This is a genomic window from Solwaraspora sp. WMMB335 (genome assembly GCF_049179075.1).
Lineage (GTDB): Bacteria > Actinomycetota > Actinomycetes > Mycobacteriales > Micromonosporaceae > Micromonospora_E.
Genome location: NZ_JBMHMF010000001.1, coordinates 6021405 through 6034905, shown reverse-complemented (window position 1 = coordinate 6034905; position 13501 = coordinate 6021405). Strand labels below are relative to the sequence as shown.

The window sequence follows — 13501 nt, the reverse complement described above, 5'->3', positions numbered from 1 at the left end:
TCCTGCCTACTCATGCCGGCACCGCGGCCACGGGCGGTGCGGTGGCGACCCGCTGCTGGGAGCGCTTACGAAGGTGGACCATCCACCAGTAGATGCCCCGGGCACCGCACACCACGACCACCGCGAAGAACAGCGTGTAGACGACGTTCGCCAGCATCAGCGCGCCGTAGACCATGGCCACCGACGAGCCGAACATGAACTGGTGGATCGGCTTGACCGGGGTCGTCCCCGGGTCGCTGATCATGTAGTTGGTGAACAGCACGAACGCCACGCCGGTCATCACTCCCAGCGCCGAGAACAGCGCCACGTCCCAGATCCAGTGCCGTAGGAAGGCCTGGATGGCGAAGCCGCCCAGCCAGCCGACGATCAGCGCCACCTTGCGGGTGAGCAGGGCGTTGATCACCGTACCGGCGGTGACGATGATGATCGGGATCATGATCCGGAAGAAGGTGTTGGCGCCCTCGGTGAACTGGTAGGGCGGGGCGATGGAGATCCACGAGCCGAAGCAGACCAGGGCCGCGGTGATGCCGAGGTTCGACGGGTTCATGTAGTGCCGCATCCGGCCGTACACCGGGGCCTGGAAGATGTACTTGCCGGTCACCCCGACGATGACCGCGAACGCGATCGGCAGGAACATGTCGTTGGCGTACAGCAGCATGTTGCAGGCCAGGGCGGTGATGTGCGCCGGCAGCAGGAACTCGTAGAGGCCCCGCCCGCCGCGCCCGGTGTAGCGGGGTGCCCGCCCGTGCATCCGGGCGCTGAACGTCTCGAAGACCAGCTCGGTGGCGTAGCCGACGAGCACTGCCAGGATGGGCCACAGCCAGGGCTGCTCGAACCCCAGGAGGGTGTAGCCGAAGATGTTGAACACGGAGATGGATATCGCGAAGTTCCGCAGCGCCAGGTAGCGGCGGTCCGGTTCCTTCGCGGCCGGTACGGGCGGTGTGGCTGCCGCTGGCGTGGTGCCGACGGTCTGTTGGCGCTCGGCAGTGGTGGTCATCGGTTCGGAACCTCCTGGACGCGGTCGGTCAGCACGAGGGTGTGGGTGCCGGCCGAGAGCTGCTGGGTGGTGCTGTGCAGGTTGCCGTCAAGGTCGCGCCAGCGCAGGTCGGCGGTCACCGGGCCGCTAACGTCGCCGAGCCCGAAGTGGACCTCGAAGCTGCGCTTGCCGCTGTGTCCGCTTCCCCCGTCGAGCTGCGAGATCTGCTTGCGCCCGTCGGGAGTGGTGACCGTGACGGTCGCCCCGTACGCGGGAGTGCCGAGCAGGTCGGTTTCGTCGGTGTCCGGAACGGGCCGGAACAACCGCAGGGTCAGAAAGTCGCCGCGGGCCGGGGAATCGTTGGTGTAGAAGGCGGGTGCACCCCACTGGCGGGCTACCGCCAGATCGAGGGCGCCGATCGCGCGGGTGTCGGCGGTGGCGATGCCCCGGGTGGGGATCGGCTCGGCCAACCCGAGTTGTTCGCTGATGTTGGCGAATTCTCCGCTGTCGGTACGGGCGAAGAACGCCAGTGGTTGACGGCCGGCGATGTCGTCGCCTGGCTGCATGTTCGGCCACATGGCCGGGTTGGACAGCAGATTGTCGTTGGACATCGCCATCTCCTGCAGCCACGGCCAGCGGTCGATGTCACCCTTGACGAAGCCGAGCGTCTGTACGACCTCCAAGTCCCCGTCGTTACGGAAATCGGCGAACTTTATGTCCCAGCCCCAACCCGTCCAGGCCATACCCAGTGGCCGGGCCCGCTGGACGAAGGGGGCGGTTCCGTCAGAGAGGCTCTCCAACATTTCCGCCTCGGACGTGGCCTCGTTGATCCAGATGAAGTTGCTCTCCTCCAGGCCCCAGGCCGTGGTGATGTTGGACACCGCCATGTCGAAGCTGCCGTTGCGGTCGAGGTCGCCGAAGTCGATGCCCATGCCCTTGAACGAATCCTTGCCGAGTTGGAAGGACTTGGGCGTGTTCGGACGACGCTCGCCGTACACCGCGACGAACTTGATCCGGCCGGGCTCGGACACGTTGTGCAGCAGGTGGTCGTAGCTGAAGTCGTTGGAGACGTGCAGGTCCGGCAGACCACGGCCGGTCAGGTCGGCGCTGCCGAGTCCCAGCGTCCAGCCGGTGCTCTTGCTGAACGGGACGGCGGCCCGCTCCGGGACGTAGGTCACCGAGGGGTCGTCGGCCGAGGTCGCGGCATGCCAGCGCAGGACGTGCAGCCCGCCGCCGTTCGAGGCGGTGGACAGCGAGTCGTTCATCTCGACGTTGTCCTGCCCGTCGGGGTCCAGCACGTCGGATTCCGGGAAGTAGTTGCCGATGATGACGTCCGGCTTGCCGTCGCCGTCGAAGTCGTTGACCGCAGCGGCGTTGGTGTGCCACTTCGGGCCGTGGTACCGGCCGTCCGGCGAATCCTGCGGCAGGATCTCCTGCCGCACGTATGCGTCATTGGCCGGCGCCGTCGCGCTGGCCTTGCGCAGATAGAGGATCGGCACCCGGCCCCAGTAGGTGACCATGATGTCCATCCGGCCGTCGACGTTGTAGTCGCCCGGAACGCAGGCCATCGGGGCCATCGCGTGATCGATCGGCAGGGGCGCGGGATCGAGCAGGAAGGGTTCGAAGCGGTCGCTCTCCGGCGCGGTCGGCGCGTAGGTGACGACCACCTCGTTGGTCCGCACGTCGACGAAACAGAGGCTGTTCGCCCGGCCGTGGCCGGTAAGGTCGTTGATGGCCACGCTGGCACCGACCGACGAGATCCAGGCCCGAATCTTGTGGTACGTCGGATTGACCTCGCGGATCGACTTTTTGGGCAACTCGTCGTAGCCGTCGGGGTATGTGATGTCAAGCTCAGTGAATCGATATTCCTGAGCAGTCACGTCGGCGCCTGCGACCGACACCCGGGCATCGATGACGAAGAAGAGCGTGACTAGAAGTAGAATTGCGGTTATTCCTGGACTGAGTGAGCGCACACGTTGACCCAGCACGGTCTGATCTCCTTAGAGCAGGAGCCGTCAGTCGATTCCAATACCGACGGCACGAACAGGGCGGACGACATGAGCGCAGCGCCGCCGCTGCACGGATATTCCGGATTGGGCGCGCTGGGCAAATGGGAGTCGCCGTGGATCCTGGCGCCAGCATGTGAAGTCGCCGGCGAACGGCTGCTGAAGCCGTGGAGTCAGGGGTGGCGACGCAGGCACCGAGTCGCCGATGGTCCTCCCATAGGGGTTGAGGGTGGGTGGAGATGGTGAGCCGCATGACAGCGGCCAACCACCGGGATCATCGTCCGACGATCGCGTGTCATTGCGCTTCTTTCACATTGCCTCCACGATTCCCGAATCTTGCTTAGGATGCTTCGAAATCCGCAGCAGGCGGGATCGCACCGGGTGGCGTGCTGGCGGCGGATCGGGCTGCCCGCATTCGTGTCCAAGGTTCGTCGAAGACGGCAAGATTGCGACTACCTTGTGCTAGACCGATGGTTAACCTGGTGACAGCACCACCTGTCGCGCCGTCCGGACCCGCCACTGGCACCAGCGTCCGGACGCCCACCACCCACACAGAGAAGGAGCCGTCGTGTCTGTCGAGGGATTCTGGGCGGTTACGGTGTCCACGCCGTTGGGCACCCGCCGAACGGTGCTCGAACTGTTCACCAGGGACGGTGCGCTGCAGGGTATCTCCCGTGGGGAGAAGGAACACCTGGAGCTGCAGGACTTGCGGTTGGACGGTGATCAGCTTTCCTGGTACCAGTCGATCACCAAGCCGATTCGGATGAATCTCGCATTCGAGGTCGTGATCGATGGTGACGAAATGACCGGCACCGCCAAGGGCGGTCCGATGCCGGCTGCGAAGGTCAGCGGGCGCCGCGAGCCGGCGGCCCACCCTGCCTGACAGTCATCGCAAGCCAGGGCTCTACGCAAAGCCCCGCAGTTCGCCCGGCGTGCCCTCTCTTCCGCTGTCCCCAGACTGGCTCCACGTTCACTTCCCCGGGCTCGCGCTTCCCTGGCTCGGTCACAGTCCGCTCCACAGCACGACGTTCACCTCAGGATCATGGCGTCTTCGTGTTGTTGCTGGTCACGGCGGTGATGAGGTCGTGGGAGCAGCGGGCGGCGCGGCGGGCGGCGCGGGCGATGTTGGCTTCTCCGCTGGTGCGGTGAAGCCCGATCGAGGTGTAGCGTCTTGAGCTGGGCGTGCAGGTCGGCCGGTTGGCCTTGACCGGGATGAGCAGGTGGGCGCACCGGGCGGCGATTTCGGTAGCGGGGTTGGTGTCCAACGCGGACAGCAAGTTTTGTCCCGCGGTAGGGTCGCTTGAGTCGGCGGGTGGTTGGTCGGGTGTCCCAGCGGTAAAGGGTCCATGCTCGTTGGATGAGCCGACGTACGGTGCCGGGACCCGTGCGGGCGCTCTCGAGGTCGAAGCCGATCTCTTCGAGTAGGTCTCGGGTCGTCGGCTGTCGTAGCCGCGGTCCCAGATGCGCGCTGACCTGCGGTGGCCAGTCATGCCGCAGCTGGCGGCTGCCCTGCGCGAAGGTGTCGCGCGGCAGCGGCGAGTCGTACCGGTTCACGGTGGTGCCGCTGGTGCCGGTGATGCCGAGGGGACCGGTCACCGTCGCACGGCGCCTTGGTGATCGCGCCGTCGGCGCTGGGCTCAGCCAGGTCCAGGCCGATCATCCGTAGCCGGATCCATGAGCCCCAGAGCAGCAATGACCACTCGAACACGACCCGGGGCTCCATCGATCACTGATCGTAGACAACTCCGATGATCGATGGAGTCCCGTGCCTGTTTGCTGCCTGTGAGTGCCCGACTGTCCGGATCCCGGACCTCTGCCGGTCGCTCTTAGCTGCTGGCCCCAGACTTGCTCTTGGCGATGAACTTGCGCAGGCTGTTGTTGACGTAGTAGCCCCAGGCGTCGCTGCAGCCGTCGTAGCACTCGAACTGGGGCACGAGACCCTCGTGGGTGAAGGCGATCTCGGTGTTACCGTCCTTCTCGGTGATGTCGAAGACGACGCGGGTGTCCTTCCACTCAGTCTTGTCCGAAACGAAGGTGATGTCGGCCTCCGTGACGAGCCAGACGACCCTCTTGCCCGGCACGAACTCGGTGACCTTCTGCTTCGAGTAGTGCAAGTCCCCGTGGCGGTAGGTGAACTCAGCGCCGAGGCTGTCGGCCTCGCCGTCGATTTGCCCGTCCCACCATCCGCGCACGTCGTTGATGGCGTTGAAGACAACCTCTGGCGTCTGGTCCACCGTGAAGGAAGTCGTGTAGCTCTCGCTCATGTCTCTCTCCTGGTCGAAAGGTTTGTGTCTCTCCTGGCTGGGCCGAAACTTCTCTCGAATCCCGATCGCGGCGGTGCAGTAGCCCCCAGCCGTCGAGCGTCCGCCCGTCACGCTTCATGCTTCTACTTGTCAGCGTACGGAGCAGAATGTGATCATCGGGAGACATTACTCTACATTGGGCAAAATTGGAGAACTACTGACCAAGGTGTTGGCTCAGGCTGGCTCTCAACGGTCCCAGGGTGGCCTCCGGGCCGGTTCGTCGAAGATGGAGCGGCTACGGGTGGTAGATGAGTCGTATCGGAGGTCGTGATGGCAGCGCCGTCCAGAAGTTGGAGAGGTCCATGCCGCTGATGCCGCGCGACGAGGCCATCACCTTCAACATGAAGGTCATCGAGGAGTTCCGCGCGAACGAGGGCCGCGTGGGCGGAATCCTGGCCGACTCCATCGTGATTCTGGTGCATCACGTCGGCGTTCGGACCGGGATCGCCCGGACTACGCCGCTGACCTGCTTTCCGCTGGGCGACCAGCGCCGCTACGCCGTCATCGGATCCAACGGCGGGTCGCCGACTCGTCCAGCTTGGTGCACCAACCTGGCGACCCTGGCCACCACAACCGTCGAGCTGGGTGCGGAGACGTTCATGGTTACCGTCGAGTCGCTCGACGACGACGCCCGCGACCAGCTGTGGTCGGAGCTGTTCGGCGAGTCCACGGGTCCGGGTCAGTTCGAGGCCAGGACCGGACGGAGGCTGCCGGTGTTTTTGTTGACGCGCACGGACTGATGGCATCGCTCCCCCGCATGTCGAGGTCCACGGGACAGGCCACGGGCATGGCTCATCTGCGAGTCGAGGCGCCCCTGCCGGGCCCCAGCGACATCGCCCATGGCGAAACACCCACGCGGCGGACAGTTGGCAGACTCGATGTGCTTGCATCATGCTAGTGGCTCGCCTCAGCTTTGACCAGCCGGCTGACGCAAGGATCGGCGCACCCAGCCGCACCGTCGCTGCTGGCCGACGACACCGGGTCCGGCCTGGTGGAAGCGCGCCGCCAGCAACGCCGCGGAACGCACCCGGCCGACCTTGGCCAGCCGACAACCGCTCCCACCCGTTACGGCCGGCCGATGCCGTTCCGACGCAACCGCCGGTTCCCCTCGGCCATGTCCGCCATCGGCCGGTCCTCAGGCTGGCCCCGGTCGGCCACATCCGGACGGCTCCAGTTTCGCAGTTCCCCGCGATGCACGCCACGCTGGTCCGAAACGACCATGATCAGGCGTCAACCCTTCAAGCTTTGCAGCAGAGGTGACCAGCAAGATCAGGATGGCCACCAAGACCACTCTTTAGACATAGCGATTCATCCCTACCCTGACATGCCAGCTTGCAAGACGCAAGCTAGCATGTCACACTTTGACTTGTGCTCGGACGCCTGTACGCCAACGAGGTCTGCTCTGCAGCGCGGACGCTCGAGATCGTGGGCGAACGCTGGAGTCTGCTCATCATCCGCAATGCGATGTTCTTCGGGATGACCCGGTTCACGGACTTCCAGCGAGACTTGGGTGTAGCCACGAACATTTTGGCAAAGCGATTGAGCGAGTTCGTTGCGGCAGGGGTGTTCGAGACGCGGCCGGATGCCCGCAGCGCACACGTTGAATACGTGCTCACCCAGAAGGGCCGTGAGCTGCAACCGGTCATCATCGCGCTCACCGAGTGGGGCGACCGCTGGGCCAATCCAGATGGTAAGCCGATAACCTTCGAGCATGCAGACTGCGGCGGCCACGTCGGCCTGAAGGCCGAGTGCAAGGGTTGCAGCGACTGCCCATCGCCCATCGACGTAACGGCACGCGCCGATCCCCGGTTCATCCAACTGCGCGAGCAGCGCAGGCAACGTCACTGAGCTCCGTCACAGGGCAAAGGGCTCACCACAGCACAAAGGTCAAGAGACATAGGGCGGCGAAGTCGGCCAAGCCTTGCAGAGTACGCCAGGTGGTGAAGATCTTCTGCTGAAGCCTTGACCGAGCGGAGATCCCGGCCAGGTAGCCCCTGACGCATGTTACCGACGCTGAATCACCGGTCGGCTCCTGCCGCTTCTCAACGCGGCCGGTCGACAGCCGGCCGTCGCGGTCGGGTGGGTTCTGTTCGCGGCCGTAGGCGCGCCGGTGCACCCGGGCAGCACCCCACCAGCGTCGACATCGGCCTTCGCGCGGCCCCCGACCCGAGTTGGGTCACGTTGAAGATCATTTTCTGATCTCGGCGCTGTGACCTGCCGTGTTGCTCGCGACCGTGTCGAAATCTGCGCACTACCCGACACCCTGACCTCGGCACGACGTTCCATCTCGGCGACTTCCCTACGCCCCGGAAGAGACGCGAGCATCCGATGTGGATGACCAAGCCTACCGGAAGAGCCGCAAGGCCGCCGACCACGACGTGCCCACCAGGACCCACGCCGGCGGATGCCAGGTATCCGCCCACGCCGACACGCCGCCATCCAGAGCGAAGGCGCTCCTCCAGCCGGGGTGCTCAACGGGCGGCACCGCTGCCACCAGCGGAAACGCCACACCGATCGTCGTACGGCACCACATGACCCCAGTCGGGTCACTCACGGTGACCAGGGGGCTGGAGCCGGCCCGGGTAACGCGGGATCTCCATCGCGAGTGGACTCTGGCACACCTCAAAAGCCAGGGATGACGTCAGTCTGGCTCCACTCGCCGCGGACATGGCGATGGCTGGACGGAGGCAGCACGACGCAGTGCCCGAAATGGGCAGGAGGTGACATCACATTCGTGACCGTGCGTGATTACGCCGGCTCATCCACCGACGGTCAGCCGCCGTCCAGCCGGACACAACGGGCTGAGCGGCGGCAGGCAACGGGTAAGCCGGCAGCCGAGCACGGCGGCGGCATGGTGAATCCCGACCCGGGCCACGATCACCTTCCGATCTCGGCGCGGCGACCTGCCGTGAAGTATCCGTCAAGCCGACGCGCCGCTATCCAGTGCGAAGGTGCTCCTCCAGTCGGGGCGCTCAACGGGCGGCACCACTGCCACCAGCGGAAACGCCGCACCGATCGTCGTACGCACCACATGACCCAAGTCAGGTCGACATCGGCCTTCGCGCGGCCCCCGACGTGGAACACAACGTCAGTCCGAGGGTACGGGCCACGTGCACGCACCTGAACCCACCGTAGATCGGCCATCAGATCGGCGACCCGCCCGTACGGCAGGAACCCGCGGCCACCGCCCCTACCCTTGCCGGGCTGCGACGAGTTCAACCTCAGGTCGCTCAACCTCGGCCGGCAGCTCAACCACCACCGCCACAAGCTGCTCAAGCGAGGGCAGGATGCCGTCGACGATGTACTGGGGTCGGGCTGAGATCGTCGGCTGTCGGCACGAACTCCGCCAGCACGCGCTCGATGACCGAGGTGATGCCGGTGACCGGCCGCGAGATCGTCGCCGGCGAGACGCCATGCGCCTCGGCGATCTCCGCCTGGACGGTGTATACGCTGGCGGTGCAGGCTTCGGCGGTGACCGCCTGACCGCGGTCTAAGCCCGACGCCGGTGACCTCGGATACGTCGGTGACCGCTCGCCGACCCCGGCAAGCACGATAGCGCCGCGCGTCGACGCGGATCAACAGCCGGACCCTCGTCGCGGCGGGGACCCAATCGATGAAATCGAGCCGGATCCACAAGGTGCAATCCAGGTCCGTGCCCGGCCGGCGACCGCGGCGAACGGCCATGGTTCGCCCGTGCGGAAAAACGTTTGCGTGGCCGGGCTCTCGAACCCCGGCCACGCGAACGATGCACTGTCTACAGGAACATCGTATTGGGCTCCAGGCCGCACAGGATGCGGCCGTAGGTCTCCAGGTTCGTGTTCGGGTGCATGATGCCGTGCAGATTGATCGTCTGGACGTCCCGCTCGATTCGCTGAATCGGTACGTCGGAGTAGACCGAGGAGCCGCCGCTGGCGTTGTTCAGGATGTCGACGGCCTCCTTCGCCCGAGCGCAGACGGCGCCCGCGTCCATCCGTGCCGCCGCCCGGTCCTCGAGAGTCCACGGCTCACCGTTGAGTGATTTCTCGTCCAGCCGCCGCACCGCCCTGTGCAGATGGAACTCCGCCTCGTCGATCTTGACCTTGGCCTCAGCGACCTGCAGGTGGGTCAGCGTCGCCTCGATCTGCTTCTCGTAGTTGGTGTAGGTGATCTTCCGACTTGGCAACCGCTCCATGAACGCGTCCCAGGCAGCTCGGGCCATACCCAGCGCCGGCGCGGCAGCCACGGTGACCGCGAACTGCAGGAAGGGCACGCGCCACGCCTGGTAGTCAGCATTGATCTTCGACGCGTGCTGGTTCTGCATCATGACCGGGACCATGTTCAGGACCCGGTTTTCCGGCACGAACAGGTCCTTCGCGATGGTCGTCACGCTGCCGGTACCACGAAGGCCGACGGTGTGCCAGTCGTCGATGATCGTCAGCTCCGACACCGGAACGACCGCCATGCCCGGCACCATGTTGCCGTCGCCTAGGTCGATCACGATGGCGTGAGTGTCCCATTGGGCATGCGGAGCGCCGGTGTTGAAGTGCCACCGCCCGTTCAGGATGTAGCCGCCCTCGGTCGGCACGGCCACGCCGCTCGGGCCGACTGAACCGCAGAATCGGTCCTCCGGGTTCGCGAAGATCTCGTCCTGTGCCTCATCGGGCAGCAGGCCGGCCAGCCACGCGCCGATCGTCATGGTGCTGATCGTCCAGCCGGTGGAACCGTCGCCGTGGCCCAGCTCGGCGACCACGTCCACAACGGTGCGCGCATCCGGCACGGTCCCGCCATATCGCGCCGGGAACCGCAGCTGCAGCAGCCCGGCCTCCTTGAGAGCGTCGAGCACCTCCGGGTGCAGGACTCGGTTCTCCTCCTGCCACGCGGCATGCTTCTGGATCAGCGGAACCAGATTCTTGGCTCGCTGTACGAGTTCGGGCTGCGGTGCGGACTCAATGACAGTCATCTTTGCTCCTCCACACAAAGGCGGGGAAAGGAAGGGCCTGGCGCAACTGCTGCGGCAGGTGCCGGGTGACGTCCCGTTATCACAAACTCTGGCATGCGATGCCTGCGGCTCACCTCTCTCACGTTGCTCTGGCAGAAACCGAGATAAGTGAACCTCAAAGACGCCGACGTGATCTCACTGACCTTCCGGTGAGTACCTCTATTCGGATCGGGTCAGGTGCAGGGCTACCGCGACGATGCCGCCGATCCTGCGTGGAACGGCGGTGACGCGGCGTAGCGCCTCCCACTGTCCGGTCGGGATGGTGAACCCGCACTCGCCGTAACACCGCGGGCCGCGCAGCGGCCGGGTCGTAGGGGGCGGTTGTCGGGCGCGAGTTGGCTGCCGTCGGCGTGGGCCTTGGGTGCCCTGACCTGTTTTGGTGGTGGTCCGAGTCGGCGAGGGCGGGCAGGTCCAGCGGCTCGACGGGCCGGTCCAGGAGGGACGGTGACACCAAGGTCCGCTGCACAGGTCAGATCGTGGCGCAGATGCCCGGACATACGTGGCCGGCGAGGTCTCGGTGAGCCGGTCACAGTCGAACGGTTCGCCGTCGGGATGACGCGAGACCAAATGGGGTGAGGGGCAGTGGCTGCCGTGCCCGGGCACGGCAGCCACTGCCCCTCACTGATGACTGCTCCTGGAGACGTGTCGCGCCGTCACAGGCCCGCTACTCAGGCGGATTGTGCTGCAGCGATCTGCGCTGCCATTTGCGCGTACTGGTGCTCGAGGTTCTTGCCACCGCCCGAACGCCAGCTGTCAGCCAACGGCTCGGCCATGGGGTCGGGGAAGATCTCCTCTTCGCCCTTTTCCATGCCGTCGTAGACGCCCTTGGCGACGGTCTCCGGGGCTGCCTTCGCCATCACGTCGAATCCCTTGGTCATGTCCGTGTCGACGAGGCCGGTCATGACCGCGTAAACAGTGACGCCCTTACTTGCCAGCAGACCGCGTAGCGACTGCGACATGTTGAACGTCGCGGCCTTCGCCACCGAATACGACGAGACCAACGGGAACGGCGCAAATGCGTTCACCGAAATGTTGTTGACGATCGCACCTTGGGACCGGACAAGCGCCGGGAGGAATGCCTGGATCGTATCGTACACACCGAAGAAGTTGACCGCGAGCATCTTGTCCAGCACGGCGCGATCGCTCAGGTCGTCGAACGCGACGAGGCCGGCGTTGTTCACCAGTACGTCAAGCTCGCCGACGGCCTTGGCGGCCTGCGCGATCTGCTCCGCCTCGGTCACGTCCAAGGTCAGCGGGGTGACTTTCTCGTCCGGGTGGGTGAAAGGCTGGCGGGTGCCGGCGTACACCCGCTTCGCCCCCCGGTTCAGCGCCTCCTCGACCAGCGCCCGACCGATGCCGCGGTTGCCTCCGGTCACCAGGACCGTCTTGCCGGTGATGGTGTACATCGTGTTACTCCCTTTCGTCTACGTGTTGCTGACATCCGTCCCGCTACCTGGTCACGGGTAACGGCGGAGGCGCCGGTGCGACCCGCACGTTCCGCACCGACGCTTCCACTCACGCTGGCTCGGGTATCGCTCTGTCAGGATGGGAGCTCCACCGACTGACGGTGCCGGAAGAAGTTGTGCGGGTCGTAGATCTTCTTTACGGCCTGCAGCCGGCTGTAGCCTTCCTTGTAGTAGAGGTCATGCCACGCGAAGGCTGACCTGTTCCAGGCCGGATCGCTGAGGTCCGCGTCGGCGTAGTTGATGTAGCAGCCGTCGGTCAGATCATTCGGCACGGGTATGCCATCTGTGTCCGCAAATGTGTCGTGGTAGCTCTCGCGGGCCCATGCGATGTTTGCGGCGTCGTCGGCTGGATTGGGCCACTGCGCCTGCCAGAGCAACTTGTAGGCGGCCTGCCGGTGGGGGATCGCAGTCGCCGAGTTGGGCACGGCCGCGGTCATGCCGCCGTACGGGCTGATGACGATGTTCAGATTCGGATTGTTGATGTCGGACCTGGTCATCGCCCGGTAGATCGCTGTCGCCTGGGCCGTGGTCAAGGTGCCCTTCATGAACGCCGACTTGTACTCCCCGCGTAGCGTCGGGTCGTTGTTCAACGTGTTGGTCGTGCCCGTGAGCTTGCAGAACTGCAGCCACGGCATGGTGTTCTGCGCCGAAAAGGCCGGATCGGTCACGCCGTTCTTCAGGTGAGCCAGGTAGCTGTCCAACATCTGCTGGGCATTCGGCGCCGCAGCGTCGACCACGGTGTACACATGGATCTCGCCCTTGGCCTGGTGGAACGACTGGATCAGGCTCGTCACCTCACGAGTGGGGCTGGTAGAGGAGATATTGGCGACGTGCCAGCTCGCGTAGTTCTGCAGCAGGCGGACGTAGTCTGCCTGCTGCATGGTGTTCCATGTCCACAGGGTGAAGCTCGACAGCACCTTGGACGGCGGCCTCGGCAGAATCTGTGCAGGGGTGACTCCGGTGGCCCCCGGCGAACGGAAGAAATAGCGCGTGACGATGCCGAAGTTCCCGCCGCCGCCGCCGGTGTGGGCCCACCACAGCTCGCGGTGGGGATCCGTCGTCTCCCGGGTGGCCAGGATCCTGGTCGCCCTGCCGGCTGCGTTGACGGTGACGACCTCGACGGCGTACAGGTGGTCGACGATCAGGCCGTTACGGCGAACCAACCAGCCCCAGCCGCCGCCAGCGACGTGGCCACCCATACCGACGGAGTAGCAGACGCCGCCCGGCAGGGTCACACCCCAGGTCTGGTAGAGCTTCTCGTAGACGTCGAGCAGGGTCGCCCCGGCCTCCACCGCGACGGCCTTGAGCCTTGCGTCGTAGTAGATCTGATTCATGTTCGTCATATCGATGATCGTGTCGACCTCGCTGTTGTACACGAAGTCCTCGAAGCCGTGGCCGCCGCTGCGGACGGTCAACCTGGCGCCGGTGCGAAGGGCACCTCGGACGACCCGGACTACCTGCTCAGGGGAGTCCACCACGTACACCGCAGCCGGCGTCGCGGTCCATCGAGCGTTCAGACCCGTCACAAGGTCGGGATACTGTGGGTCAGCCGGGGTGACCCGCGCGACAAGCGCCTCCCTGTCTGCGGCCGCGTATGCCACGTCGGGCAACGCGGCGCCGGCCAAAGCCGCGCCGCCTGCCCCTGCTGCGCCGACTAGGAACGCGCGTCGTTCCACCATTCGCTGTTCGTTCGCCATGGGAATCCTGTCCTCTCGGGATCAGAGATACTGCGAGCGGACAACGTCGAAGTCTCGTGCTCACGTCTGTGCACC

The 13501-nt window shown here is 65.4% G+C and carries 12 protein-coding genes; 4 read left to right on the top strand and 8 right to left on the bottom strand.

The window, feature by feature from the left end:
• Positions 1–10: 10 nt before the first annotated feature.
• Positions 11–997 (bottom strand): enediyne biosynthesis protein, encoded by a 987-nt coding sequence (locus tag ACN27F_RS26190; RefSeq protein ID WP_421437875.1) that lies wholly within the window; start codon positions 995–997, stop codon positions 11–13.
• Positions 994–2919 (bottom strand): CRTAC1 family protein, encoded by a 1926-nt coding sequence (locus ACN27F_RS26185; protein ID WP_421440451.1) that lies wholly within the window; start codon positions 2917–2919, stop codon positions 994–996. The genes ACN27F_RS26190 and ACN27F_RS26185 overlap by 4 nt, the downstream gene beginning before the upstream one ends.
• Before the next feature lie 631 nt (positions 2920–3550).
• Here ACN27F_RS26185 and ACN27F_RS26180 point away from each other — a divergent pair.
• Positions 3551–3865 carry a hypothetical protein gene (locus tag ACN27F_RS26180; RefSeq protein WP_421437874.1) on the top strand — a complete coding sequence of 105 codons (315 nt, stop codon included), beginning with the start codon at positions 3551–3553 and terminating at the stop codon, positions 3863–3865.
• Positions 3866–4022: 157 nt separating this feature from the next.
• On the opposite strand, the gene ACN27F_RS26175 is transcribed toward ACN27F_RS26180, so the two are convergent.
• The 3 genes from ACN27F_RS26175 to ACN27F_RS26165 form a co-directional block, all read right to left on the bottom strand.
• Positions 4023–4259, bottom strand: a complete 237-nt coding sequence (locus ACN27F_RS26175) for a hypothetical protein (protein ID WP_421437872.1) — start codon at positions 4257–4259, stop codon at positions 4023–4025.
• 209 nt (positions 4260–4468) lie between these two features.
• Positions 4469–4705: a hypothetical protein gene (locus tag ACN27F_RS26170; RefSeq protein ID WP_421437871.1), complete on the bottom strand. Its 237-nt coding sequence runs from the start codon at positions 4703–4705 to the stop codon at positions 4469–4471.
• A gap of 103 nt (positions 4706–4808) precedes the next feature.
• A complete protein-coding gene (locus ACN27F_RS26165; protein WP_421437869.1) occupies positions 4809–5246 on the bottom strand; it encodes an SRPBCC family protein in 438 nt (145 codons plus the stop codon).
• Positions 5247–5587: 341 nt separating this feature from the next.
• Here ACN27F_RS26165 and ACN27F_RS26160 point away from each other — a divergent pair, with 341 nt between their 5' ends.
• From ACN27F_RS26160 to ACN27F_RS26150, 3 genes are all read left to right on the top strand, one after another.
• Positions 5588–6025, top strand: coding sequence for a nitroreductase/quinone reductase family protein (locus ACN27F_RS26160; protein WP_421437867.1), 438 nt, complete (start codon positions 5588–5590; stop codon positions 6023–6025).
• A gap of 628 nt (positions 6026–6653) precedes the next feature.
• On the top strand, positions 6654–7133 hold the full coding sequence (locus tag ACN27F_RS26155; RefSeq protein ID WP_421437865.1) for a winged helix-turn-helix transcriptional regulator: 480 nt from the start codon (positions 6654–6656) through the stop codon (positions 7131–7133).
• Between the two features lie 1512 nt (positions 7134–8645).
• Entirely contained in the window at positions 8646–8768 is a 123-nt protein-coding gene (locus tag ACN27F_RS26150; protein WP_421437864.1) for a hypothetical protein, read from the top strand.
• Positions 8769–9039: 271 nt separating this feature from the next.
• Here ACN27F_RS26150 and ACN27F_RS26145 read toward each other — a convergent pair whose 3' ends face one another.
• The 3 genes from ACN27F_RS26145 to ACN27F_RS26135 form a co-directional block, all read right to left on the bottom strand.
• Positions 9040–10224 (bottom strand): acyl-CoA dehydrogenase family protein, encoded by a 1185-nt coding sequence (locus ACN27F_RS26145; protein ID WP_421437862.1) that lies wholly within the window; start codon positions 10222–10224, stop codon positions 9040–9042.
• A 707-nt stretch (positions 10225–10931) separates the two neighbouring features.
• Entirely contained in the window at positions 10932–11669 is a 738-nt protein-coding gene (locus ACN27F_RS26140) for an SDR family NAD(P)-dependent oxidoreductase (RefSeq protein ID WP_421437860.1), read from the bottom strand.
• A 134-nt stretch (positions 11670–11803) separates the two neighbouring features.
• Entirely contained in the window at positions 11804–13426 is a 1623-nt protein-coding gene (locus ACN27F_RS26135) for an FAD-binding oxidoreductase (RefSeq protein ID WP_421437858.1), read from the bottom strand.
• Positions 13427–13501: the final 75 nt, after the last annotated feature.